Source organism: Nitratireductor aquibiodomus, from assembly GCF_900105565.1.
Taxonomy (GTDB): Bacteria; Pseudomonadota; Alphaproteobacteria; order Rhizobiales; family Rhizobiaceae; genus Nitratireductor; species Nitratireductor aquibiodomus.
Genome location: NZ_FNSL01000001.1, coordinates 114194 through 139264, shown reverse-complemented (window position 1 = coordinate 139264; position 25071 = coordinate 114194). Strand labels below are relative to the sequence as shown.

Below are 25071 nucleotides of genomic sequence, written 5' to 3'. Positions count from 1 at the left end.
TAACAGGCGCAGAAATATGTGTGTGTTCCGGCCCGCAGGTGCCGGGTCAGCGCGCGATGAAACCGAAGCCGGTGACAAGGCGGCGGTAGCCTTCAACCGGCGCACCGGAGGTGAAATGCGCGATATCCTGACCATTCCCGTCTGAGGACGGAGGCGGCAGATTTGCCGAAAGGGCGAGTGCGCGCCTTGCAATTGCCTCGGATGTGTCGATCCAGTCCACCGGCCAGGGGGCGGTCTTTCGCATGCGATTGACCAGAAACGGATAGTGTGTGCAGGCCAGCACCACAATGTCGGTGCGCTTTCCATCCTGCTCCACGAAGCAGGGGGCTATCTCCCGCTCGACGGCCGCCTCGTCCACATGCCCCTCGCGCATATACTGCTCGGCAAGGGCGGCGAGATTTTCACTACCGACCAGCCGCACATGACACTTTGCCGCGTAGTCGCGGATCAGGTCGCGCGTGTATTGCCGCTTGACCGTGCCGGGTGTGGCGAGAACGGAAACCAGCCCAGACCGCGTGCGCTCGGCCGCCGGCTTGATGGCCGGTACCGTGCCCACGAAAGTTTCGCCGGGAAACGCCTCGCGCAGCCGGTGAATGGCGAGGGTGGACGCCGTGTTGCAGGCGATGACGGACATGACCGGCCGATAGGTCTCGAGAAGCTCGGCGAAGAGGCCGACCATGCGCTCAAGCAGAGCACCCTCCTCCCAGGCGCCATAGGGAAAAGCCGCGTCGTCGGCCACATAGACATAGGGCCGGCGAGGCAGAAGAATGCGCGCTTCCTTGACAACCGACAGGCCGCCAATGCCCGAATCGAAGAAGAGAATGGGCCGGGTTTCCATCGCTACCCCCGGTCCGGTGCGCCGGAGCCACGCGGATTCTTCGGCGAAAATTTTTCGAGCGAAGTCAAAACCCCACGCAACACCGCAAGTTCCTCCACGGTGAAGCCCGGCCGCGTGAAGAGGGCGCGCAGGTTTTCCATCATCTTCGGCTTCTTGTCCTCGGTGCGAAAATAGCCGCGCTCGTCCAAAACCCTGTCGAGATAGCCCATCAGGCTTTCAATATGGAGTTTTTCGGCGGGTTCGAGCGTGCTGTCGGGTGGCCGGACGGCCTGATCGCCCGTCTTGATCCATTCATAGGACATGAGGAGCACAGCCTGCGCGATGTTGAGCGAGGCAAAGGCCGGATTGACCGGGAAAGTGACGATCTCATCGGCGAGCGCCACCTCCTCGTTGGTGAGACCCCAGCGCTCACGCCCGAAGAGAATGCCGGTCTTCTGACCCGTGGCAAATCGGTTGCGCAGATCCGCAGCAGCCTCGACGGGACCGCGCACGGGCTTGAAATTGTCGCGCGGGCGCGCTGTCGTCGCCAGGACGAAATTGAGATCGGCGACCGCATCTGCCGGTGTCTCGAAGACCGTTGCCGCGTCAATCACGTGATCGGCCCGGCTCGCTGCCGCGCGCGCCTTCTCATTCGGCCAGCCGTCCCGCGGGCTGACGAGCCGAAGCTCGGCCAGACCGAAATTGGCCATGGCGCGTGCCACCATGCCGATGTTCTCGCCCAGTTGCGGCTCCACCAGAATGATCGCCGGGCCTTCCGCGAGCATGTCCTGCTGTTTGTCTGTTCCTGCCATGATGGGCTGCTGTTACCCGCTTCACGCGCCGTGGTAAAGCACGCATTGCTCAGTTTGCGAACATGGCGCTGCGCACAAGTTCGGGAATGATCGCAACAGTCCTGAGCGCGTCCTTCAGCGTTTTCTGCTGGCCTGAAGCGAGCCGATCGACAGCGATATGGTTGGAGAGTGGAATTCCGGCGGCGATGTCCTCCACCTGCTGCTCAAGCACCCGCCCAATGAGAAAACGGTGAGCATCGCGCAGCGCAAGCAGGTCGCTGCGCGGCATCGTAGGCAGTTCGGCCAGCGCCTCCAGCCGGGCCCGGGTCGATGCATGCGGCAGATGGTGGCGAATGGCCAGTGCCCTTGCGAGTGCCGCAATGGGAAAAAGGCCGTGCAGTTTCAGATCCAGCCGTCCGTTTTCCTGCCGGAAGCCGCCAAAAAGTGTGAATGGACTGCCGACATTGCGCACGCTTTCGCCCAGCAGCTTGGCGAATTCGACGCGCTCTGCACCCTTTTCCCAGGCATGGGCAGCCAGAGCGGCGACCAGCGCTTCCTCACCATAGACCGTCCGGAGATCGTAGAAGATATCGACGTTGAGAAGGTCCTGCGGGCGCGCTTTGGCGACCCAGGCGTCAACGCGCGTGCGCCAGGTTTCCATCGAGCCGCGCCAGGCGGGATTGCGGGCCATCACGCCACCCCTGCAAAGCGGTATTGCCGCCGTGTGCAGATAATCGGTGAACTTTTCGGCAAAGACCGCAAACCATTTGTCTTCAGGTCCGTCGGGATCACCTTCGGCGAAAATCACTGCATTGTCCTGATCGGCGGCTAGCAGGCTTTCGCCACGGCCTCCCGAGCCCAGCACCATGACGGCGTAGGAGACCGGCGGCGCACCAAGCCCATCCGCCTCCATCTCCTGCAGCGCCATGCGGCAGGCGTTCGCCGTGATGGAACACAGGATGCCGGAAATGATCTCGGCAATGATGCGCGCATCGATTTCCTCGTCTAGGAGCGCAGAAGCGATGACTGCGACGCGTGACCAGGCGCCGGCGAGGTCGGCCGGCGTCGTGGCATTCTCGATGCGCGCCTGAAGATCGACGGCAGCGCCTGCCCGGAATTTTAGAAAATCGCGCGCCGAAATCACGCCGGACAGATGCCCCTCGCTGTCGGACACCGCCAGATGGCGAACCTTTTCCCGGCTCATCAGGCCGAGCGCCTGATAGAAGAAGGCATTGCCCTGCACTGCGATCACCGGCTTTGAGGCAATCGCCGAAACACGACCGGCAAGCGCCTCTCCTCCTCCGGACGCGACCGCCCGCAGCACATCCCGCTCGGTGACGATCGAATATTCGGCGATGGAGCCGCCGGACCTCCCATCTGCAGAGAGAAGCAGGGAGCTGATCCGGTGCTTTGCCATGAGGCGGGCGGCCTCCAGCACTGCCAGGTCTTCATGCGCGACAACGGGCTCGCCCGTGGCCGCTTCACGAACCCGGTGGCGGAAGGCGTAGGGATCGATGGCTTCAAGCGCATGGCTGGGTGCGCCGGTGCGGCGCAGGAAAGGTTCGCTCCAGCCGGCTTCCGCCTGCTGGCGCAGGGCCTGCGACCGCAGGCTCGAGGCGCGCTCAGCCTCGGCGACCGTGCGGATGTCGCGTTCTGCGAGATGAGGCGCAAGCGCGATAAAGATCTCGCCGGCAATGCGCGCATCCGCCGTCGCCGTGTGACGGCCTGACGTATCCACCTCCAGCCACGCGGCAATCGCTTCCAGCGAAGCGTCGGGCAGGTGCGGGTTGACGAGACCGGCAAGCATGCGCACGCAGAGCGTTCGCGGGGCCTGCCAGAGGAGCCCTGCCCTGTGTGCCTCTCTCTCCAGAACAGCCAGGTCGAAGCCAAGCGCATAGCCGATGAGCAGACGGCCTTTGCGATACGCTTCGAAACGCGGCCAGGCATCGGCCAATCCCGGTGCCGTGCGCAGCATCTGGCCGGTGATGCCGTGAATGGCAGTGGAACGCGGCGGGACGGGGACGCCAGGGTCGACCAGTGTTTCGAACGCATCGCCCGGCTGCAGACACCCATTTACCAGCGCCACGCCACCAAGCTGCAGGATACGCGCTTCCCGGACATCGAGCCCGGTGGTCTCGGTGTCGAATGCCACCGCGTTGGCGGCGATCAGAGGCGTGGCGTCCGTGACGGGTCTCACGACAGGGTCCCTGCATTGAAATGATGAAACTGTGCATCAAAAGCAGCGCGGTTTCACGAAGGAATAGCGCGATCGGGACCAAAGTCTGAGGCGGGCGCTACTGAAGCGCCCGCCCCGTGCGAAAGCGCAGTGCGCCATCGACGGGCGCCCCCGGTCTGGGCAGGCCGGCTTCGTCCCAGTCATTCCAGCCCGGAAAAGGCAACGGCGCCTCCTGCAGCAAGGTTTCAAGCCGGACTTCCCAGGTGGTGCGACTGGCATTGAGCCGGAGCGCCTTCTCCTGATCGTCGTCATACCGGTAGCCATGGCCTGCCACACCGAAGGTGAGAAAAGGCGGCAGGACGGAGAAGCCCATATAGTTGAGCGAGTAGTGGATCGGCCACAGAAGCAGCTCGATGTCGCCGCTGCGTCCACCCGGCGCGAATGATGTCTCGGGCGCACCGGTGGTGACGGAAAGCACGGCGCGCTTGCCGCGAAAAACACCGCGATCATAGCGTTTCGACCCGCTGTAAAGCAGGCCGTTGACGAAGACCCTGTCAAACCAGCCCTTGAGGATCGCCGGCTGGGCGTGCCACCAGAGCGGAAACTGGAAGATGACCAGCTCCGCGCGCTCAATACGCGCGATCTCGCGGCGGACGTCGACGGGAAGTGTGCCCTTCTGGCCGGCATGGCGCTGCTCGGCAAGTGCCGCGAAATGATCCGGATCCTGGCGATCTGCAAAGTGCGCGGCGCCTTCGACCGGGTCGAAGGCCTCGCCATAGAGATCCGAAACCTCGACAGTATAACCAAGCGCTTCCAGACGTGTGGCGGCAGCATCTTTCAGTGTGCCGTTGAAGGAGGCGGGTTCGGGATGTGCGAATACGATCAGCGCGTGCATCGGTCGGCTCCTGCATTGTGTTTGATCTGGACACGATCTAGGCTGTTTGCTTCTGCAATTCGATTGGCAAAAATTGAAAGACACGCTTGCAAAAATGAAAGGCGAACTTGAATGGAACGATCTGCGGCTTGTGCTGGCCGTGGGACGGGCCGGCTCACTTACGGGCGCGGCCAAGGCCCTTGGCCTCAGCCATCCAACCGTGTTCCGCAGGCTTGGCGAACTGGAACGGCGCAGCGGCGTGACGATGTTCGAACGTTCACGCCACGGCTACGCACCGACCGTCGCGGGTGAAGAGGCGATCGCGGCTGCCGGGCGCATGGAGGCGGAAGTGCACGCGCTCGAGCGGGAGGTTATCGGGCGCGATCTTCGCCCGTCCGGCGCGGTGAGCGTGACCACCACGGACACGCTTTACGAATTCCGCCTCGCCCCCATCCTGGCCGATTTTTGCGAACTCTATCCGGACATCGAGCTGGACGTCGTGCTTTCGAATAGCGTTTTGAACCTGACCGAACGCGAGGCCGACATCGCCATCAGACCGGCCAATCAGCCGCCTGACCATCTGGTGGGGCGCAGGATCGGGCTTGTCCGCCAGTCGATCTATGTGCGGCGTGGCCTGCTCGACGCCCCCTGGCGGGAAGCACGGCTGGGCTGGGTGGGCCCCGGCCGCCACATGGGCTACGCGGCGCTTGAAAGCTGGATGGAGGCTGAACGGCTTTCGGAGCGCAGCCGGATGCGTGTGAACACCACACCCGGCATGTTGAGCGCGGTGAAGAACGGCGCCGGGCTTGCCGTCCTTCCGGACTACGCGGCAGCAGACGATGCCGATCTGGAATGCGTGGAAGCGGTCCCGGCACTGGATGTGGATCTGTGGCTTCTCACGCACCCCACACTGCGGCGCGCCGCGCGCATCCGCGCGCTGATGGACTTTGTTGCCAGCGCCACACGGGACCGCTTCTGAAGCGCTTATGGCGCAGCGCTGAAGACAAGTGCCGCGTTGACACCGCCAAAGCCGAAGGCGTTGGACAGCACATGGCGCAGCTTCCTGCGACGCGGCGCACCGGCCACAAGGTCGAACCGGGCGGCGGCTTCATCCGGGTTCTCCAGGTTGAGCGTCGCCGGCACGACGCCGTCGCGGAGGGACAGCACGGAGAAGATCGCCTCAATGGCCCCGGCAGCTCCCAGGAGATGACCTGTCGCCGACTTGGTGGAGGCGATGGCAAGTTCTCTGCCACGGTGGGCAAAAAGGCTGTCTATGGCCGCAATCTCCGCGGAATCGCCCACAGGGGTCGATGTGCTATGAGCGTTGATGTGGTCGATGTCGTCAGGCGTCAAACCGGCCATGGAAAGCGCGTGGCGCATGGAAACGGCAGCGCTGCGCCCTTCGGGGTGACCGGCCGTGAGGTGATAGGCGTCCGCCGTGGTACCGTAGCCGGCCAGAACTGCAAGCGGTAAGGCCCCGCGGGCGCGGGCGTGGCTGAGACGCTCGATGACCAGCATGGCACTGCCCTCGGCCAGAACGAAACCAGCGCGATCCCGGTCGAAGGGGCGCGATGCCTTTTCCGGTGTTTCGTTGTAGCTCGTGCAAAGCGCGCGGGCGGCTGAAAACCCACCGACGGAAATGGGGTCGATGGAGCCCTCGGCCCCGCCACACACAACGACATCGGCCTCGCCCGTCATGATAAGACGCAGGCCATCACCGATAGCCTGTCCAGCCGCCGCACAGGCCGTAACCGGCGCACCGATGGGACCGGTGAAGCCATAACGGATCGACACCCAGCCAGCGGCGAGATTGGCGAGAAAGGCGGGAACCGTGAAGGGTGATAGGCGGCGCGGCCCCCTGGTGAGAATGGTCTCCACTGCCTCGACCATCAGCGGCGAACCGCCCACGCCGCTGCCTATGACGGTGGCCGTGCGGGCGCGCTCTGCCTCGCTCTGGGGCGTCCAGCGGGCCTGATTCAGCGCTTCATCCGCGGCGGCAAGGCCATACTGGATAAAGCGGTCCATCTTCTTGATGTCCTTTGCGTCGATATGATCGCGCGGGTCGAAGCCATGCGGGTCACGATCCCTCGGCGGCACAAGGCCGGCGATAGTGCAGGCATAGGCGCTGACATCGAAGCGGTCGTTGCGGACAACACCGCTTCTGCCTTCGAGCAGACGCTGCCAGTTTGTCTCCACACCGACGCCAAGCGGGCTCACGGCCCCCATGCCCGTCACCACCACGGGGTCGTTCTGCGTCATAAGTTATCTCCTTTGATGCATCTACACTAGTGTATCTACACTATATTGTTCAAACAATGTCTGCCGTTCTCCGTGGCTCGCATGTTCAGACAGCTTTACCAGCGGTAAGCTGCTTCAGCGCGGCCAACACCCGGTCGCTATCGTCTTCACCGAGGAGAGCGCGAATCTCTGCCTGAGCGCTGCGCCAGCGTGGGACAAGTTCTTCGACCAGCGCCGCCCCCTCCCCGCTCAGCAGGAAGCGACGACCATTGCCCTTAAGCGCCGGCTCGGTCCGCACCAGTCCCCTGCGCACCAGGAGCTCCAGATTGCGCAACAGCGTGGTGCGGTCCATTGCCACCCGCTCGGCCATGCGGCTGACCGGCTCGTCGCGCCCGGCTCGCAACACCATCAGAACCGAGAACTGGATGACCGAGACACCGTAGGGTTTGAGACGCTCATCGTAACGCCGGGTCATGGCGCGGGCGGCCATAACGGTGTTCAAAAGTAGGCAATCGGCCATGTTGTATCTGGAGGGATCGCGTCTCATGCCGGCACCGTACAGTGTAACTACACGGCGTCAAGTGCAAAACACGCCTCCCCGCTTTGCGCTTTCAACAAGGAATGCTATAGGGCAGCCGACCTTTGCGTGGCCTCTCCTTGCCGCGCCGTTTCACACCACAATTGCGGAGCTTTTTCATGGGTAAGATCAAGGTGGACAATCCGGTCGTCGAGCTCGACGGCGATGAGATGACGCGGATCATCTGGCAGTTCATCAAGGAAAAGCTGATCCACCCCTATCTCGACATCGATCTGAAATATTACGATCTCGGCATCGAGGCCCGTGACGAGACCGACGATCAGATCACCGTCGATGCGGCCAACGCAATCAAGAAATACGGCGTCGGCGTGAAATGCGCGACCATCACGCCGGACGAGGCGCGCGTCGAGGAATTCGGCCTGAAGCGCATGTACCGTTCGCCGAACGGCACGATCCGCAACATTCTGGGCGGCGTGATCTTCCGCGAGCCGATCATCATGAAGAACGTTCCTCGCCTGGTTCCCGGCTGGACGCAGCCGATCATCGTCGGCCGTCATGCCTTCGGCGACCAGTATCGCGCGACCGATTTCAAGTTCCCCGGCAAGGGCAAGCTGACGATCAAATTCGTCGGCGAAGATGGCGAGACCATTGAGCACGAAGTGTTCGATGCCCCCTCTTCCGGCGTTGCGATGGCCATGTACAATCTGGACGATTCCATCCGCGACTTCGCCCGCGCCTCAATGAACTATGCGCTGATGCGGAAGGTGCCGTGCTACCTCTCCACGAAGAACACGATCATGAAAGCCTATGACGGGCGCTTCAAGGACATCTTCCAGGAGATTTACGAGGCCGAGTTCGAGGAGAAGTTCAAGGAAGCCAAGATCACCTATGAGCACCGGCTGATCGACGACATGGTCGCCTCGGCGCTCAAATGGTCGGGCGGCTATGTCTGGGCCTGTAAGAACTACGACGGCGACGTGCAGTCCGACACCGTGGCGCAGGGCTTTGGCTCGCTCGGCCTGATGACCTCGGTTCTGATGACGCCGGACGGCAAGACCGTGGAAGCGGAAGCCGCGCACGGCACGGTGACGCGCCACTACCGCCAGCACCAGAAGGGCGAGGAGACCTCGACCAACTCCATCGCCTCGATCTTCGCCTGGACGCGTGGCCTTGCCCACCGCGCCAAGCTGGACGACAACAAGGAACTGGCGAAGTTTGCCGCCACGCTGGAAAAGGTCTGCATCGACACGGTGGAATCCGGTCACATGACCAAGGATCTGGCGCTGCTCATCGGCCCGGATCAGCCCTGGCTCTCCACCACCGGCTTCCTCGACAAGATCGACGAGAACCTGCAGAAGGCCATGGCCTGAGCCCAGCTTCAAAGCGAGCAATCGAGGCCGCGGAGCAATCCGCGGCCTTTTTTCTGCCCGCAATCGCCGTCCATGAGTTGCGCTCCACACCGATTCTCAACGGCCTTCCCGGAGCTTTCGATGCGCAAGCGGTTCCTTCTGCCTCTTCTCACCCTTTCCGGCCTTTATCTCTGGAACGCCTCATGGCTCGCCGACGCTCCGGAAACGCCGGAGCGCTTGCTCATCTCCCATCGCAGCGTGCACCAGACATATCATCGCCAGAACCTGACAGCCGAAACCTGCACGGCAGAGCGCATTTACCCGCCGCAGCACGCATTCATCGAGAACACACTGCCCTCCATGAAAGCGGCGTTCGAAGCGGGCGCGGATGTTGTGGAGCTGGATGTTCATCCCACCACGGACGGGCTTTTCGCAGTGATGCATGACTGGACGCTCGACTGCCGCACCGACGGGAGCGGTGTCACCCGAACGCATGACATGGCCACGCTCAAAAAGCTCGATGTCGGCTATGGATATACGGCCGATGGGGGAAAGTCGTTCCCGTTACGCGGCAGGGGCGTCGGCATGATGCCCTCCCTGCGAGACGTGTTTGAGCGGTTTCCCGAAGGGCGCTTTCTGGTGAATTTCAAGAGCCGCGACGCAAAGGAAGGACTGCAGCTTGCCGGAATGCTTGCAGCCAATCCACAATGGCGGGACCGCGTCCTCGCGGTCTATGGCGGGGATGAACCCGTCGTGGAAGCAAAGAGGCAAATTGCCGATCTTCCGGGCTACGGCAAGAAAGGCGCCATGAAGTGTCTTGGTCTCTATGCCGCGCTTGGCTGGAGTGGTTACGTACCGGCAGAGTGCCGCGACACGCTGGTTCCAGTGCCAGCCAATTTCGCCCCCTGGCTCTGGGGCTGGCCGAACCGGTTTCAGGCCCGCATGCGCGAGGCTGGAAGCCGGATCATCCTGCTTGGTCCGGCAAGCCTCGACGACCCCGGATCAACCGGGATCGACAGTCTCGATCAGCTTGACCTGATCCCGCCGGACTTCTCCGGCTATGTGTGGACAAACCGGATCGAGACGATCGGGCCGGCACTCAGAGTCAGCCTTCCATCGCAGCCTTGACGGCGGCGATGGCCTCGGCAGCCTTCGAGCCATCGGGCCCGCCGGCCTGCGCCATGTCGGGACGACCGCCGCCGCCCTTGCCGCCGATGGCGGCGGAGGCGACGCGGACGAGATCGACGGCGCTGAAGCGCTCGATGAGGTCCTTCGTGACGCCTACCACGACACTGGCCTTGCCCTCTTCGGAGGTTCCCACAAAGACCGTGACGCCGGAGCCGAGCGATGCCTTGCCGTCATCGGCCAGCGGCTTCAGGTCTTTGGGCGAAATGCCATCGACCACGCGCCCCATGAAGCCGACACCGGCGACCGTTTCCGTTCCGGCCTCGGATGCGCCGGAACCGCCGCCGCCAAGCGCCAGCTTGCGCTTGGCTTCGGAAAGCTCGCGCTCCAGCCTGCGGCGCTCTTCAAGAACCGCTTCGAGACGCGCCGGAACATCGGCCGGCGCCACTTTCAGCGCGCCGGCGGCACGCTTTAACTGCGCCTCCTGCTCGCCAAGGTAATGCCGCGCGGCATCGGCCGTCAGCGCTTCGATGCGGCGCACGCCTGAGGCAACCGCGCCCTCGGAGACGACGCGGACCAGACCGATGTCGCCGGTGGCCTTCACATGGGTTCCGCCGCACAATTCCAGCGAATAGGTCTTGCCGGCCTTGTCGCCTTCCCGCGCCGTGCCCATGGAGACCACGCGGACCTCATCGCCGTATTTCTCGCCGAACAGCGCCATGGCACCGGCCTCGATTGCATCGTCGACCGCCATCAGATGCGTCTCGACGGGCGCATTCTGCAACACGATGGCGTTGGCAATGTCCTCGATGCGGGCGAGTTCGTCGTCCGAGATGGGCTTGGGGTGCGAGAAGTCGAAGCGCAGGCGCTCCGGCGCGACCAGCGAGCCCTTCTGCGCCACATGGGTGCCCAGCACCTCGCGCAGTGCCTCATGGAGAAGATGGGTCGCCGAATGGTTGGCGCGGATGCGTGCGCGGCGAGCGTGATCGACCTTGAGCACAACGACATCGCCGGCGCCAACCGTGCCGCTCTCGACGCGCCCGAAATGAACGAGAAGCCCATCACCCTTTTTCAGCGTATCGGCAATGGCGATGGAGAACCCTTCACCCGAAATCGTGCCGGTATCGCCCACCTGACCACCGGATTCGCCATAGAACGGGGTCTGGTTGGTGACGATGGCCACCTCGTCGCCATCGGCGGCGCGATCGACCATCGCGCCATCGCGCACAAGGGCGGAGACCACGCCTTCGGCTTCCTCGGTCTCGTAGCCGAGAAAATCACTGCCGCCGGTCTTGTCCTTGACGGCGAACCAGACGGCCTCGGTGGCCGCCTCGCCGGAGCCTGCCCAGTTTGCGCGCGCCTCGGCCTTCTGACGCTCCATGGCGTCGTTGAAGCCGGTCAGGTCCACATGGATGCCGCGCTGGCGCAGCGCATCCTGCGTCAGGTCGAGCGGGAAGCCATAGGTGTCGTAGAGTTTGAATGCGGTCTCGCCGTCGAGCAGGTCGCCCTCGCCCATCTCGCCCGTGGCATCGGAAAGCAGCGTGAGGCCGCGCGCCAGCGTTTTGCGGAAACGGGTTTCCTCAAGCTTCAGCGTCTCGGTGATGAGGGCCTCGCCGCGCACGAGTTCAGGGTAGGCGCGGCCCATCTCACGCACCAGCGCCGGCACGAGGCGCCACATCAGCGGGTCTTTCGAGCCGAGAAGCTGCGCATGGCGCATGGCGCGACGCATGATGCGGCGCAGAACATAGCCGCGTCCCTCATTGGAGGGCAGAACACCATCGGCAATCAGAAAACTGGAGGCCCGCAGGTGATCAGCAATAACCTTGTGGCTCGCATGCTGCGCGCCTTCCGCGCGCACACCCGTCGCCTCCTCGGAAGCGTGGATCAGGGCACGGAAAAGATCGATGTCGTAATTGTCATGCACGCCCTGAAGGACAGCGGCCACGCGCTCGAGCCCCATCCCGGTGTCGATGGAGGGCCGCGGCAGGTCCACGCGCTCGTCAGCCGTCAGTTGCTCGAACTGCATGAAAACGAGGTTCCATATCTCGATGAAACGGTCGCCATCCTCATCCGGGCTTCCGGGCGGGCCGCCGGGAATGTGGTCGCCGTGATCGTAGAAAATTTCCGAGCACGGGCCGCAGGGGCCGGTGTCACCCATGGCCCAGAAATTGTCACTCGTGGCAATGCGGATGATGCGGTCGTCGGGCAGGCCGGCGATCTTCTTCCAGAAATCGGCCGCCTCGTCATCCGTGTGGTAGACGGTGACAAGAAGACGCTTCGGGTCGAGGCCGAATTCCTTCGTGACAAGGTTCCACGCAAGCTCGATGGCGCGGTCCTTGAAATAGTCGCCGAAGGAGAAATTGCCCATCATCTCGAAGAAGGTGTGATGGCGGGCCGTATAGCCGACATTGTCGAGATCGTTGTGCTTGCCGCCGGCGCGCACGCATTTCTGGGCCGTTACGGCGCGATCATAGGGTCGCGTCTCCAGCCCGGTGAACACGTTCTTGAACGGCACCATGCCGGCATTGGTGAACATCAGGGTCGGGTCGTTGCGCGGGACAAGCGGGCCGGAGGCCACGATCTCGTGTCCGTTCTTCTTGAAATAGTCGAGAAAGGTCGACCGGATGTCGTTGACGCCACTCATGTTTCAGCCTTTGCGAGAAGCCCGCCCGGTTAAGCGGGGAATAGAAGCCCGCCTTTTAACGCCAGCGTCCGGACGTGTCCAGAAATCCCGTCAGGATAAGGCCACACAGGCGACTGACGCCGGCTTATAAAAAAACACCGCCAGCAGGTGGCGGTGTTCTGATTTCATCGGATTGAAGCACGCTGGCCCTGCAGCGTTGTCCGGACCAGCGAGACTGAGGTTCTACTCCTCAGCGTCCCCGCCGTCCTGGTCACCCGGTCCGGTATCATCGAGGAATTTTTCGGCAATCAGGCCTGCATTCTGGCGCAGGGCCAGTTCGATCTCCTGCGCTGCCTCGGGATTGTCATGCAGGAACTGCTTGGCGTTCTCACGTCCCTGCCCCAGGCGCTGCGAATTGTAGGAGAACCAGGCACCTGACTTTTCGACAATGCCGGCCTTCACGCCGAGATCGATCAGTTCACCCGTCTTGGAGACGCCCTCGCCATACATGATGTCGAACTCAACCTGCTTGAAGGGCGGGGCCATCTTGTTCTTCACCACCTTGATACGGGTCTGATTTCCGACCACCTCATCACGATCCTTGACGGAGCCGATGCGGCGAATATCAAGACGGACAGAAGAGTAGAATTTGAGCGCATTGCCGCCCGTGGTCGTCTCCGGCGAGCCGAACATGACACCGATCTTCATGCGAATCTGGTTGATGAAGATCACCATGGTCTTCGACCGGGAGATGGAGGCGGTCAGCTTGCGCAGCGCCTGGCTCATCAGGCGGGCCTGCATGCCCGGCAGGGAATCGCCCATCTCACCTTCGATTTCGGCGCGCGGCGTCAGAGCCGCAACAGAATCGACCACGATCACGTCAAGCGCACCGGAGCGAACGAGCGTGTCGCAGATCTCAAGCGCCTGCTCGCCCGTGTCAGGCTGCGAAATCAGAAGGTTTTCCAGATCGACTCCCAGCTTGCGGGCGTAGACCGGATCGAGCGCATGCTCGGCATCGATGAAGCCGCAAATGCCGCCCTTCTTCTGCGCTTCGGCGACCGTGTGGAGCGCCAGCGTCGTCTTACCGGAGCTTTCCGGACCGTAAATCTCGATGATGCGGCCACGCGGCAGTCCGCCGACGCCCAGGGCAATATCGAGGCCCAGCGACCCGGTGGAGATGGTCTCGATCTCGACCACCTGATCATTGGCGCCGAGCCGCATGATCGATCCCTTGCCGAAGGCACGTTCGATCTGCGATAGCGCCGCATCCAGAGCCTTGGTTTTGTCCACCGAATTATCCTCTACAAGCCGCAATGAATTCTGAGCCATGATACAACACCCCTTCGAGGTCAATGGAGGCGGTTCCGCCAAATCCGCGATAGCCATCTGTACCCCTTTTGTTCTATTTTTGCAATAGGCATTAGAGCATTGAAAAAGCTATATAAATGTAATTTATTCTATTTTTGTACACCTGAGATCACAATCATCGCCCCCATGCGCGCGCCTTATGCCCGGCGGGAGAGCCGACGGACTTTCTCGCACCGGGCGATTCGGAAAGTGGCCCGATGAACCTGACCGACCCACCCCGTCTGCTCGCCGTCGGCGGCGCTCACATAGACCGACGCGGGCGTCTCGACGCGCCGCATATCCCCGCCACCTCCAACCCGGGACGCATGCGCGAAGATGTCGGCGGAGGCATATTCAATGCCGCGCGCATGGCGGGCCGGCGCGGTGTGGCCGTGTCGCTCCTTTCCCTGCGTGGCGGGGACGCGGCGGGCGATACCGTGGCAAGAGCCGTTGAAGAAGCCGGGTTCGAGGATCTCTCGGCGACATTTCTCGACCGCGCGACGCCGAGCTACACAGCGATCCTCGATCATGACGGCGAGCTCATAACGGGTCTGGCGGACATGACGCTCTATGACATGGCTTTCGCCAGACAGATGCGCCGCTCGAAAGCGCGGGAGGCCGCGAGCCGCGCGACCGCCATACTATGCGACGCCAACATGCCGGCAGAGGCGGTGGCACAGCTTGCCGCAATTCGCGGCACCGCACCGCTCTATGCCATCGCCGTTTCGCCGGCAAAGGCCGGGCGGCTCGTACCGCACTTCGCCGATCTGGCTGCGCTCTTTCTGAATGCACGCGAGGCGCGCGGCCTTGCCGGGCTTGAAACCGGTGCCCCGGTCCGGCAGGCGGTGGGCTCGCTTCGCGGTCTTGGCCTGCGCGCGGGTGTCATCACCGAAGGCAGCAGGGCCGTGACTGTCTTTGACGGCGAAAGCCACTGGCATATCGAGCCCCCGCTTGTAGAGACGGTGATGGATGTGACCGGCGCCGGCGATGCACTGACCGGCGCAACCATCGCCGCGCTGATGCGCGGCCTGCCCCTTCACGAGGCCGTGCGCGAGGGCGTGGCCGCCTCCGGGCTTGCGATTGCCTCCGCCGCGGCAGCGCCCGAATTCGACGACAGCGCATTCAACGCGGCGCTTGCGCGGGTGCCCGCGCCGCGTTCTGTTTCTTAGGATCAAGACCCTAAAGGAGTTTTTCCCGTGCGTTCCAACAACATTATCGACGTCCACGCGCCCGTCGCCGAAGCCCTTGCCAAAGGCAGGCCGGTGGTGGCGCTGGAAAGCACCATCATCACCCATGGCATGCCCTGGCCGCGCAACAACGAGATGGCCGGAGACGTGGAAGCACTGATCCGCGAAGAAGGCGCCGTGCCCGCCACCATCGCCGTTATCGACGGGCGACTAAAGATCGGCCTGTCGGACCAGGAGCGCGAAAAGCTGGCCCAGGCAAAGGACCCGATGAAACTGTCGCGCGCCGATCTCGCCTTCGCCATCGCCGAGGGCAAAAGCGGCGGCACGACGGTGGCCGCGACCATGATCGCCGCGCGCATGGCCGGCATAGCCGTGTTCGCGACCGGCGGCATTGGCGGTGTTCACAAGGGTGCGGAGACGAGTTTCGACATCTCCGCCGATCTGGACGAATTGGCACGCACGCCGGTCATCGTCGTCTCTGCCGGCCCCAAGGCAATCCTCGATACGGAGAAAACGCTGGAAGTTCTGGAGACACGCGGCGTTCCCGTGATTGCCTACGGGACCGACACGATGCCCGCGTTCTGGTCGCGCAATTCGCCCTACCCCGCGCCGCTGCGCCTCGATACCGCTGCAGCGATCGCGCGCTTCCAGGCGACGCGCACGGCGCTCGGCATCGATGGCGGCATGCTGATTGCCAATCCGGTGCCGGCCGAAGAGGAGATCGCCGCCGATGTGATGGCCGGGCATATCGCAACGGCTCAGCGGGAAGCGGAGGAGAAAGGCGTATCGGGCAAGGATGTGACGCCGTTTCTGCTCGCCCGCATTCTGGAACTGACGGACGGAGCGAGCCTTGTCACCAATATCGCACTGGTGAAAAACAACGCGCGGCTTGCGGCGCGGATCGCCACGGCGCTGGCTGCCGAATAGAGCGCCGGAGCATCGGACCGAAAAGCGGAATCCGGTTTTCGGGTTATTCCGATGCTCCATTGATAGTCTAGATCGTCCTTTGTGCGTCCAGACGGACGCACGGCGATCTAGTGCATCGGACCGAAAAGCGGAATCCGGTTTTCGGGTTATTCCGATGCTCCATCAATTGTTTAGATCGTCCTTTGTGCGTCCGGATGGACGCACGGCGATCTAGATACGAAAAAGCCGCCGGCGGGCGCTAGCGGCTTTTCCTGTCTCGTGTCAGGCCTGCGTTATCAGGCGCCGGTAAGCGGCGACAGGCGGATTTCCACGCGGCGGTTCTGTGCGCGGCCTTCCGGCGTTGCGTTGGAGGCGATCGGCTGAGCCTCACCCTGGCCGATAATCGCAAAACGCTGGCTACTCGCGCCCTGACCAATAAGGTAATTGGCAACGGCCCCGGCGCGGCGCTGTGAGAGCTCCAGATTGTAATTCGCGTCGCCTGTCGAATCGGTGTGACCGAACACGTCGACCAGCGTGCGATTGTATTTCTGCAGAACCAGCGCAACCGAATTGAGCGTGGAATAGAAGGCCGGCTGAATGTTGGCCGAATCGGTGGCAAAGGTGATGTTGGAGGGCATGTTGAGGATGATGTAGTCGCCCTGGCGGGTGACGCTCACGCCCGTGCCCTGCAACTGACCGCGCAGTTGCGCTTCCTGCTGGTCCATATAGGAACCGACCGCGCCGCCGGCCAGTGCGCCGATGCCCGCGCCGATCAGCGCGTTGCGGCGGTCATCGCCACCGGCAAGAAGTCCAACGCCTGCACCAGCCAGCGCACCGAGCGCAGCCCCGCCGGCCGTGTTGGAGATTTTCTGCTGACCGGTATAGGGATCCGTGCTGGTCACGCAGCCGGCAGAAAATCCTGCCACGAGCGCAACCGCGATGGATTTCTTCAACATTGTCCGTATCCTCACTTTTAAAATACCTGCGACGTGAATCGCGCGCAAATCGCCCCTCAAGCCCCCGTGTATCACAAATCGGGCGAAATTCGGCGCAGCTTTCGCCAAACTATAGGCAAAGTTGAGGAAAATGCATCCCGTTACAGAGGCGATCGCATCAATCGTTTCTGTAGAGCAGCCAGTTCTTCATGAACTTGCCTTTCGGGATGCTCGAGAACAGGGTCACGCGGTTGCGGCCATCGACCTTGGAAGCATAAAGGGCCTGATCCGTCTTGGCGTAGAGTTCATCCGCATTGGCGGCATCGCTTGCCATGCAAACCCCGAGCGAAATACGAATGGGCCCGCATTTGCGGGCGCCTGAACCAACAATGAACTCTGCCTTTTCGACAGCCAAGCGCACCGTTTCGGCAAGCTTTACGGTCGCCTCCTCCGATAAGCCTTCAACGATTATGGCGAACTCCTCGCCGCCGGTGCGCGCGACGAAGCAGTCATCCGTGCACTGGGTTTTGAGGATCTGGGCCACGCCCTGGAGTATCTTGTCGCCGATCGGGTGGCCATATTGATCATTGATGGCCTTGAAGCCATCTATGTCTGCCAGAATCAGCGCATGGAACATGACTGAGCGCTGTTCGTCGAAAATGCCGGCCATGCGCTTGTCGAACGCCCGCCGGTTCCAGATCCGGGTCAGGGGGTCGGTGTCGGCAAGCCGCTTGTAGCGCTTGAGCTGGGAACGCACCTCTTCAAGCTCACTGGATTTTTCCTCCATGGCCTGCGTTATCTGGCGCCCCTGCGCGATCGTGGTCTCGGTCGCGGCAGCCATGATACCCACGATTTTGCGCATGATGTCGTGCGACATCTCGCTGCGGCCCTTAAGCCCGCTGGACGTCTGATCGAGGATAACACCGAACTTCTCCAGAGAACTGCGTTCACGACCAAGCAGCGACAGTATCTCCTGGGCGCGCGACGCGATCTGCTCCTGCGCATTCTCGACAATGGTCTGCCGGCTGTTCTGCGTGAAGTATTTGAGCGCCAGCCTGTCCAGGGCTTCCTGGGTCGGGCGGCCGTTCAGCGCCTCAAAATCACGGACGAGATCGCGGTTCGTACCGGTAAAGACCTCGTAGAAGATTTCGTAATTGCGTGGCAGGCCAGTCACCCCCATGCGGCGCATGGAGCTTGCAATCATGCCGGCAATGTCGGTGGGCCCCTTTTCCGGGGCGCCTGAGATCTGCAACATGCGCTGTCCACCTTCCCCCAAAGGCATGGATGCCCGACACCACGCAGCCGTGAGCCCGTGACAACCTTGGGTACCCTATTTTACATCAGCTAACGCAGGGTTAACCTGCATTCTCCCGAAGGCATTCAGCCCCGGTCCCAGACGGGCGAGAAGTCGTAATCGCAGATTCGGCTTCCTCGCTGCCGCAGGGCCGAGATGGCCCCCATTTCCTCAGCGTTCAGGGAGAAATCGAATATGTCTGCATTCTCGGCCAGACGACCCGGATTGCTGGTGCGCGGAATGGCGACCACGCCTTCCTGCTGTACATGCCAGCGCAACACGATCTGTGCCGGCGTCTTGCCATAGCGTGCGGCCGGGTTTGCGACTGCCGGTTGCGAGAAGAGATCGCCGCCGCGCGCCAGCGGGCAATAAGACACCATTGCCATCCCCGCAGTGCGGCACGCCTCGTGCACCCGATCCTGATTCAGGAAAGGGTGATACTCGACCTGGTTTGCCACAAGTGGGGCGTCGGAAAAATGCACGGCCTCTGCCAGAAGGGCTGTCGGAAAATTCGATACGCCGATATGGCGCGCAAGCCCGCCTGCGCGGACACTGTTGAGCGCCCGCATGCTCTCGGCCAGATCGACATTCGGGTTCGGCCAGTGGATCAGGAGAAGATCGACATGGTCAAACCCCAGTCGCGCCAGACTGTCTTCCGCAGAGCGCTCGAGGTCGCCGCCTCCAATGTCCGTCCACCAGACCTTGGTGGTCAGAAACACCTCTTCCCGCTTCACGCCGGAGGCACGAATGCCTTCGCCGACGGCTTCCTCATTGTCATAAGCAGCGGCGGTATCAATGTGACGATACCCGACCTTCAATGCCTGCGAAACGAGCTCGGTGCAGGCCTGTCCCTTCAAAGTCCAGGTTCCCATGCCCAGAACCGGGATGGATGCGCCGTTCGCCTCAACCGTCTGCATTGAATACCTCTCCGTCTTTCGGCCACTTTTAACGCCGACTAATATAATCACAACATAAAACAATGATTATACCCGGGGCGAACAAAGGATGCGGCATCGAGCGGCAGGCAAATCACGCATCGAAGCCATCGACATTGCCCGTGGCGCCGCACTTGTCGCCATGGCGGTCTATCATTTCGGATGGGACCTCGAATTCTTCGGCTATATGGATGCCGGAACCACTGTCACCGGCGGGTGGCGCCTGTTTGCGCGCAGCATTGCAACATCATTTCTGTTCCTGGTTGGCGTCAGCCTTTATCTCGCGCATGAAAACCGGATTCGCCGGAGAGCTTTCCTCAAACGCCTGGCCATGATCGCCGCGGCTGCGATGGCGATTTCGGTGGCCACGTGGTTTGCGTTCCCTCAGGGCTTTATTTTCTTCGGCATCCTGCATCATATCGCCCTTGCAAGCCTGCTCGGCCTCGCATTCCTGCGTTTTCCCGCCTGGGCCCTGCTGGTGCTCGCCGCCGGATGTGTGGCCGCACCGCACTTTCTCAGCGCGCCGTTCTTCGACGCACCGGCCCTCTGGTGGGTCGGGCTCTCCACGTTCCGCCCGCCGTCAAACGACTACGTGCCGCTGGTTCCCTGGTTCGGTGCCGTCCTCGCCGGCATGGGGGCCGCCCGCATCGCCAGAGATACGGGGGTATTTCACGTACTGGCATTGATGAAGCCGGCGCGCTGGCACCTGCCCTTCATCTTCGCCGGTCGCCATAGCCTCGCCTTCTACCTTCTGCACCAGCCGATTCTGATCGGCTGTGTGTGGGTTCTCGCCCAGCTCTGGCCGCCGGCAGTGGAACCTGTCGAGCTTCGCTTTACAGCGGCATGCGCGCGCCAGTGCGCGGAAACGCGCGATGCAGCCTTTTGCGCCACCTACTGCGCCTGCTTCACCAACGCGCTCACGACCGAGAACCGCCTGGAGGCCGTGATGTCGGGGGCGCCTGGAAACGAAACGCAAAGCCGCTTGAGCGAAATCGCCACCGAATGCACTATGCGTGCAGAAACGGGGAGCGATTCTGCGCAGCGGAACCTTTCGAATGAGCGACCATGAACGGCAACCGGCACGATTTCCATGGCCGCCCGTCATCTATCTGGCGGCGATCGCCATCGCAGCAACACTCGGAATCTTCTATCCACTGGCGTGGTTCGGTCCGCCGCTTTCCGACATCCTTTTCGCCATAGGCTGCCTGCTCATTGTCGGGTTTGTGATCCTCGACGTGCAGGCCATGCGCACGCTCCACAAGGCGGGGACGGCAATTCTGCCCACACGTGGCGCGGATGCCCTGGTGACCTCCGGCCCCTTCGCCGTCAGCCGAAATCCGATCTATTTGGGAAATTCGATGATTCTGGCAGGAATTGCCCTGGTTTCGGGCAATCCATGGTTCCTCGTGCTTCTCGTCATTGCCTGTTTCCTGACGCAGAAACTGGCAATCGAACCGGAGGAGCGGCATCTCGCTCTGCGTTTCGGCAAAAAATATCGAGACTATCAGAAACGCGTGCGCCGCTGGTTCTGAACCCCTCAACCGGTATCAGGTGGTCACGCCCAGTTCCGCCAGACGTTCCACGCAGGCTTCTTCTGCACGTGAAAGCTCTTCAAGCGTGTCTTCAAGATCGCGGCGCTTCTGCCGCAAATCCTGCTGCTTTTCAGAAATCCTCGAAAGCATGAGCTTGAGCTGTCCGATCTCGCCGGGCGGGGCCTTGTAGACCTCTATGATCTCGCGAATCTCAGCAATCGAAAAACCGATGCTGCGTCCACGCAGAATCTGCCGGACGAGATGGCGGTCGGACGGACGGTAGAGACGTGTCCGCCCACGTCGAACCGGCTTGATCAACCCTTCATCCTCATAGAAGCGCAATGTCCGGGTGGAAATGCCGAACTCACGCGTCAGCTCGGTGATGGAGTAGTAATCGCGCATCGCGCCCTGCCCTTTGATGACGGCCCCCTGTCGCCCATCCCGGACGATGCCCCTGTGGTGAGTGCCGCGTTATTCTTTTACTGGACCATGCAGCAGGCGCGCAGCCTGCCGACGTCCACCCCGCTAAGCCTTCAATCGAGAGCATTTGTTCAACGAGGAGGATCAAAGTCGCACGGTTCTTACGTAAAAGTCAATTTCTCGGGCACTATGTCGGGAGACATTGCGGGGGACATCCGCCAGTGGATGGGCGCGCAGCCGGAAACAGGCTTTAAACGGGCAATCGCGAACGGGACCGCTGCATAAAGGCCCGCCCGGACCACGCACAGCCGGGCCCGCCTCCATGCCAGGCACTCGGGCTGACAGCAGCCCATTCCCATGGACAGGCACCGGAGGGGGCGTGGCCCTACGGCGTCCCTTCCCCCTCGGCTATGAAAGAAGACCAGTTCGCGCAGGTTCGTCCGCGCGGGCGAACGCTTTCGAACAAGGACCGACCGGCTTGCAACTTCGCCCTGCCCATAACGCCAGCGAAACGGTGATCGACGGTTCCTATGCCTGGTTCCGCATGACGATCGCGCTGTTGCTGGGCACATTCGGCACGGTGGGGCTGTGGGCCTTCGTCGTTGTGCTTCCGCCCATTCAGGCTGAGTTCGGTGTCGACCGTGCGGCGGCGTCCCTGCCCTATACGAGCTCCATGATCGGCTTTGCGCTTGGCAATGTACTTATCGGGCGGTTTGCAGACCGGATCGGCGTGGCGCTGCCCGTGGCAATCGCGGGTGCAGCCCTTGGCGCTGGCTTCATCGCCTCGAGCTTTACGACCGCGCTCTGGCAGTTCGTTATCCTTCAGGGGCTGATCGGACTCGGCGGCTCGGCCTGTTTCGGCCCGCTTCTGGCGGACATTTCCCACTGGTTCGAGAAGCGCCGGGGCATCGCCGTGGCGGCGGTCGCCTGCGGCAATTATCTTTCCGGTGTCCTCTGGCCGACCGTCATCAAGTTTGCACTGGAACACACGAGCTGGCGGGTCACGTTTCTCGGCATCGGCATTTTCTGCATCGTCAGCATCGTGCCGCTGGCGCTTCTGATGCGGGCAAGGCCCGATGTGAACCAGGCCGACGATATCGCAGCCGCCCATTTGCGACGCCCGGGCGGACGAAAGCCGATCGACCTCTCGCCGCGCGTGCTGCAGGGGCTTCTGGTGCTCGCCGGGCTGGGCTGCTGCGTCGCCATGTCGATGCCGCAGGTGCACATCGTCGCCTATTGCATCGACCTGGGTTTCGACATCGCACGCGGCGCGGAGATGCTGTCGCTGATGCTGGGCGCGGGCATTGCCAGCCGGCTGGTTTCGGGACTGCTCGCCGACCGCATCGGCGGCGTGCCGACACTGCTGATCGGTTCGGTGCTGCAATGCCTGTCGCTGTTCCTTTACATACCCTTCAACGGGCTCGCCTCGCTCTACATGGTGTCGTTCATCTTCGGCCTGTCGCAGGGCGGCATCGTGCCGAGCTATGCGATCATCGTGCGCGAATATCTGCCCGCACGCGAGGCCGGTCAGCGCATGGGTGTGGTCATCATGGCGACCATTATCGGCATGGCGCTCGGCGGCTGGATGTCGGGCTGGATCTATGACCTGACAGGTTCCTATCAGGCCGCTTTCCTCAACGGGATTGCCTGGAACCTCGGCAATATGGCCATTGCCTTCTTCATACTTTACCGCGCGCGGCGGTCGGCAATGCCGGTGCCTGCCTGATCTGGAGCGCTTTCACTTTTCTGGATTCTCACCTAGAGCGGTTCACCGTTTCATGGAAACGCTGCTCCACTCTATCTGTCTGTCTTTCCGCATTTATGCGGACGTCAGGTGATTCCACCTGACTTCAAAATGCTCTAAATCCCAAACCACCAGGTGGCGAGGCCAAGGAACGCGAGGAAGCCGACCACGTCGGTAACGGCAGTCACGAATACGGCTGATGCCACTGCCGGGTCGGCGCCGACCCGGTCGAGCAGGAGCGGGATGAGAATGCCGCCAAGGGCCGCGACGAACATGTTGATGATCATTGCCGCAGCGATGATGCCGCCGAGATTGTAGTCCTGAAACCATGTGGCCGCGACCACGCCGATCAGCGTGGCGAACACGACGCCATTCAGGAGGCCGACGCCCATTTCACGGCGAATGATGCGGCCGGCATTGTAGATGTCGATGTCGCGGGTGGCGAGTGCGCGCACCGTGACCGTCATGGTCTGCGACCCGGCATTGCCGCCCATGCCGGCAACGATGGGCATCAGGATGGCGAGCGCCACGACCTTTTCAATCGTATCGTCGAACAGGCCGATGACGGAAGCGGCGAGGAATGCGGTGATCAGGTTGACCATGAGCCAGGGGACGCGCGAGCGTGCGGCCGTCCAGACACGGTCGGAGAGTTCCTCGTCACCGACGCCGCCGAGGCGCAGAAGGTCTTCCTCCGCTTCCTGCTGGATGACGTCGACCACATCGTCGATGGTGAGCACGCCGACGAGGCGTTCGTTTTCGTCAACAACGGCGGCCGACAGAAGGTCGTATTTTTCAAAGATCTGCGCGGCTTCCTCCTGGTCCATCGTGGCCGGGATGGCGTGGCGCGTCTCGCGCATCACATCCTCGATCTTCACCCCGCGCTTGGTGCGCAGGATGCGGTCTAGATCGACGGCGCCCACGAGGCGGAAGGTGGGGTCTATGACGAAAATCTGCGAGAAACTTTCGGGCAGGTTCTGCTCTTCGCGCATATAGTCGATGGTCTGGCCGACGGTCCAGAATGGCGGAACCGCGACGAACTCGGTCTGCATGCGCCGGCCGGCCGTTTCTTCCGGGTAGCCGAGCGAACGGCGCAGGCGCACGCGCTCGGTGAAGGGAAGCTCGGCCAGAATCTCGTCCTGGTCCTCCTGGTCGAGGTCCTCCAGAATGTAGACGGCATCGTCCGAATCGAGCTGTTCGACGGCGCGTGCGACCTGCTGATTGGGCAGGTTTTCGAGGATTTCGAGACGGATCGCCTCGTCCACCTCGGTCAGCGCGGTGTAGTCGAAATCATCGCCCATCAGCACGACGAGCGCGAGGCGCTGGTCGGGCAAAAGCGCTTCGAGCAGATCGCCCACTTCGGACTGGTGAAGCACGCCGACTTCCTGGCGGAGCGTGATCGTATCGCGGTCGGCTATCGCCGCGCCGATATGGGCCAGGAACGGTGCGGAAACCACACCATCCGCATCATAGATGCCCATGCCTTCCGCGCCTTCGGCGTTGGCGTTCTCGTTCAGTCCTTCCGGCTCGCTCAAATGGACCTCCCTGGCTGGGGCCTAAAGCTCTGCGAACGGGCGCAGCCTTCTTCCGGCAATACAGATGCCTGTGCGACACGGCAACCGGGGCGACGTGCATTCCGCTTGAGATTTTGGTTATGTGCCCGAACTTTCTCTGGGGCAGGAACGCATTCCCGCCTGCTACGTTAATGCCTCGCTGCATGGCCTGGTTCCAGGAGGGGCAGCGTTTGCAAATCAGTAATATGCAACGGACCTTCAGATGCCGCTTCTTCGCCTCCTTCCCTTTTTCCTCATTCTCGTTGTCGGCGGCGGTCTTGCCATTGGCTATCTGACAGCACCGGGCCCATGGTACGAGGCACTTGCAAAACCGGCGTTCAACCCGCCCAACTGGATCTTCGCGCCAGTATGGCTGACGCTCTATATGTTGATAGCGGTGGCGGGCGCGCGCCTGTGGCTGCGCGCCCGCAGAAGCGGCGCCATACGCCTGTGGTGGCTGCAGCTGGTGCTCAACTTCGCCTGGTCGCCAGTCTTCTTTTCGCTGCACATGATCGGCCCTGCGCTTGTGATCATTCTGCTGCTACTGGCCACGGTCATCGCCTTCATCATCGCAAGCTGGCGCGTGGACCGCCTTTCGGCGCTCGTGTTCCTGCCCTATGCGGCCTGGGTACTTTTCGCCGGTCTGCTCAATGGCGCAATCCTGCTCCTGAACTAGAAAATTTTTGAGAC

At 62.3% G+C, this 25071-nt stretch carries 22 protein-coding genes; 9 read left to right on the top strand and 13 right to left on the bottom strand.

Features of this window, described 5'->3' with window-relative positions; all coding sequences use genetic code 11:
* Nucleotides 1–46: 46 nt before the first annotated feature.
* The 4 genes from murI to BLW55_RS00640 all read right to left on the bottom strand — a co-directional run bounded on the left by murI (nt 47) and on the right by BLW55_RS00640 (nt 4679).
* On the bottom strand, nt 47–838 hold the full coding sequence (gene murI, locus BLW55_RS00655) for a glutamate racemase (protein WP_090325944.1): 792 nt from the start codon (nt 836–838) through the stop codon (nt 47–49).
* Between the two features lie 2 nt (nt 839–840).
* Nucleotides 841–1629: an RNA methyltransferase gene (locus BLW55_RS00650; RefSeq protein WP_090325942.1), complete on the bottom strand. Its 789-nt coding sequence runs from the start codon at nt 1627–1629 to the stop codon at nt 841–843.
* A gap of 49 nt (nt 1630–1678) precedes the next feature.
* Nucleotides 1679–3805, bottom strand: coding sequence for a DUF294 nucleotidyltransferase-like domain-containing protein (locus BLW55_RS00645; RefSeq protein WP_090325939.1), 2127 nt, complete (start codon nt 3803–3805; stop codon nt 1679–1681).
* 97 nt (nt 3806–3902) lie between these two features.
* Nucleotides 3903–4679, bottom strand: a complete 777-nt coding sequence (locus BLW55_RS00640) for an NAD(P)H-dependent oxidoreductase (protein WP_090325936.1) — start codon at nt 4677–4679, stop codon at nt 3903–3905.
* Between the two features lie 94 nt (nt 4680–4773).
* Between BLW55_RS00640 and BLW55_RS00635 the strand changes: the two genes are divergently transcribed.
* Nucleotides 4774–5637 (top strand): LysR family transcriptional regulator, encoded by an 864-nt coding sequence (locus tag BLW55_RS00635; protein WP_040665402.1) that lies wholly within the window; start codon nt 4774–4776, stop codon nt 5635–5637.
* 5 nt (nt 5638–5642) lie between these two features.
* Here the strand turns inward: BLW55_RS00635 and fabF are convergent, their stop codons facing one another.
* Both fabF and BLW55_RS00625 read right to left on the bottom strand, forming a co-directional pair.
* Nucleotides 5643–6917, bottom strand: coding sequence for a beta-ketoacyl-ACP synthase II (gene fabF, locus BLW55_RS00630; RefSeq protein WP_090325933.1), 1275 nt, complete (start codon nt 6915–6917; stop codon nt 5643–5645).
* 85 nt (nt 6918–7002) lie between these two features.
* Nucleotides 7003–7443 carry a MarR family winged helix-turn-helix transcriptional regulator gene (locus BLW55_RS00625; RefSeq protein ID WP_244508952.1) on the bottom strand — a complete coding sequence of 147 codons (441 nt, stop codon included), beginning with the start codon at nt 7441–7443 and terminating at the stop codon, nt 7003–7005.
* A 149-nt stretch (nt 7444–7592) separates the two neighbouring features.
* Between BLW55_RS00625 and BLW55_RS00620 the strand changes: the two genes are divergently transcribed.
* Nucleotides 7593–8804, top strand: a complete 1212-nt coding sequence (locus tag BLW55_RS00620) for an NADP-dependent isocitrate dehydrogenase (protein WP_090325927.1) — start codon at nt 7593–7595, stop codon at nt 8802–8804.
* Between the two features lie 120 nt (nt 8805–8924).
* Nucleotides 8925–9911: a glycerophosphodiester phosphodiesterase family protein gene (locus tag BLW55_RS00615; RefSeq protein WP_090325924.1), complete on the top strand. Its 987-nt coding sequence runs from the start codon at nt 8925–8927 to the stop codon at nt 9909–9911.
* On the opposite strand, the gene alaS is transcribed toward BLW55_RS00615, so the two are convergent.
* Nucleotides 9889–12552, bottom strand: coding sequence for an alanine--tRNA ligase (gene alaS, locus BLW55_RS00610; protein WP_090325922.1), 2664 nt, complete (start codon nt 12550–12552; stop codon nt 9889–9891). The genes BLW55_RS00615 and alaS overlap by 23 nt on opposite strands.
* A gap of 222 nt (nt 12553–12774) precedes the next feature.
* Nucleotides 12775–13860 carry a recombinase RecA gene (gene recA, locus BLW55_RS00605; RefSeq protein WP_007009803.1) on the bottom strand — a complete coding sequence of 362 codons (1086 nt, stop codon included), beginning with the start codon at nt 13858–13860 and terminating at the stop codon, nt 12775–12777.
* Nucleotides 13861–14096: 236 nt separating this feature from the next.
* On the opposite strand from recA, the gene BLW55_RS00600 reads away from it, so the two are divergent.
* Both BLW55_RS00600 and BLW55_RS00595 read left to right on the top strand, forming a co-directional pair.
* Complete coding sequence (locus tag BLW55_RS00600) at nt 14097–15047, top strand: carbohydrate kinase family protein (protein ID WP_090325919.1); 951 nt, start codon at nt 14097–14099, stop codon at nt 15045–15047.
* A 27-nt stretch (nt 15048–15074) separates the two neighbouring features.
* Nucleotides 15075–15992 carry a pseudouridine-5'-phosphate glycosidase gene (locus tag BLW55_RS00595; RefSeq protein WP_090325915.1) on the top strand — a complete coding sequence of 306 codons (918 nt, stop codon included), beginning with the start codon at nt 15075–15077 and terminating at the stop codon, nt 15990–15992.
* Between the two features lie 275 nt (nt 15993–16267).
* Here the strand turns inward: BLW55_RS00595 and BLW55_RS00590 are convergent, their stop codons facing one another.
* The 3 genes from BLW55_RS00590 to BLW55_RS00580 all read right to left on the bottom strand — a co-directional run bounded on the left by BLW55_RS00590 (nt 16268) and on the right by BLW55_RS00580 (nt 19117).
* Nucleotides 16268–16927: a YiaD family glycine zipper/OmpA-like lipoprotein gene (locus tag BLW55_RS00590; protein ID WP_007009806.1), complete on the bottom strand. Its 660-nt coding sequence runs from the start codon at nt 16925–16927 to the stop codon at nt 16268–16270.
* Nucleotides 16928–17084: 157 nt separating this feature from the next.
* Nucleotides 17085–18161, bottom strand: coding sequence for a GGDEF domain-containing protein (locus BLW55_RS00585; RefSeq protein WP_007009807.1), 1077 nt, complete (start codon nt 18159–18161; stop codon nt 17085–17087).
* Nucleotides 18162–18286: 125 nt separating this feature from the next.
* Nucleotides 18287–19117 (bottom strand): aldo/keto reductase, encoded by an 831-nt coding sequence (locus tag BLW55_RS00580; protein ID WP_090325912.1) that lies wholly within the window; start codon nt 19115–19117, stop codon nt 18287–18289.
* An 88-nt stretch (nt 19118–19205) separates the two neighbouring features.
* Between BLW55_RS00580 and BLW55_RS00575 the strand changes: the two genes are divergently transcribed.
* The gene (locus tag BLW55_RS00575; protein WP_090325911.1) at nt 19206–20204 is read left to right on the top strand and encodes an acetyltransferase domain-containing protein; all 999 of its coding nucleotides are present in this window, start codon (nt 19206–19208) and stop codon (nt 20202–20204) included.
* Nucleotides 20191–20667, top strand: coding sequence for a methyltransferase family protein (locus tag BLW55_RS00570; RefSeq protein WP_090325908.1), 477 nt, complete (start codon nt 20191–20193; stop codon nt 20665–20667). Before BLW55_RS00575 ends, BLW55_RS00570 begins: the two co-directional genes overlap by 14 nt.
* Before the next feature lie 15 nt (nt 20668–20682).
* On the opposite strand, the gene BLW55_RS00565 is transcribed toward BLW55_RS00570, so the two are convergent.
* A complete protein-coding gene (locus BLW55_RS00565) occupies nt 20683–21069 on the bottom strand; it encodes a MerR family transcriptional regulator (RefSeq protein ID WP_007009810.1) in 387 nt (128 codons plus the stop codon).
* Between the two features lie 562 nt (nt 21070–21631).
* On the opposite strand from BLW55_RS00565, the gene BLW55_RS00560 reads away from it, so the two are divergent.
* Entirely contained in the window at nt 21632–22813 is a 1182-nt protein-coding gene (locus BLW55_RS00560) for an MFS transporter (RefSeq protein WP_244509146.1), read from the top strand.
* A 134-nt stretch (nt 22814–22947) separates the two neighbouring features.
* On the opposite strand, the gene mgtE is transcribed toward BLW55_RS00560, so the two are convergent.
* Nucleotides 22948–24309, bottom strand: coding sequence for a magnesium transporter (gene mgtE / locus BLW55_RS00555; RefSeq protein WP_090329837.1), 1362 nt, complete (start codon nt 24307–24309; stop codon nt 22948–22950).
* A 295-nt stretch (nt 24310–24604) separates the two neighbouring features.
* Here mgtE and BLW55_RS00550 point away from each other — a divergent pair, with 295 nt between their 5' ends.
* The gene (locus BLW55_RS00550) at nt 24605–25057 is read left to right on the top strand and encodes a TspO/MBR family protein (protein ID WP_090325905.1); all 453 of its coding nucleotides are present in this window, start codon (nt 24605–24607) and stop codon (nt 25055–25057) included.
* Nucleotides 25058–25071 lie beyond the last annotated feature (14 nt).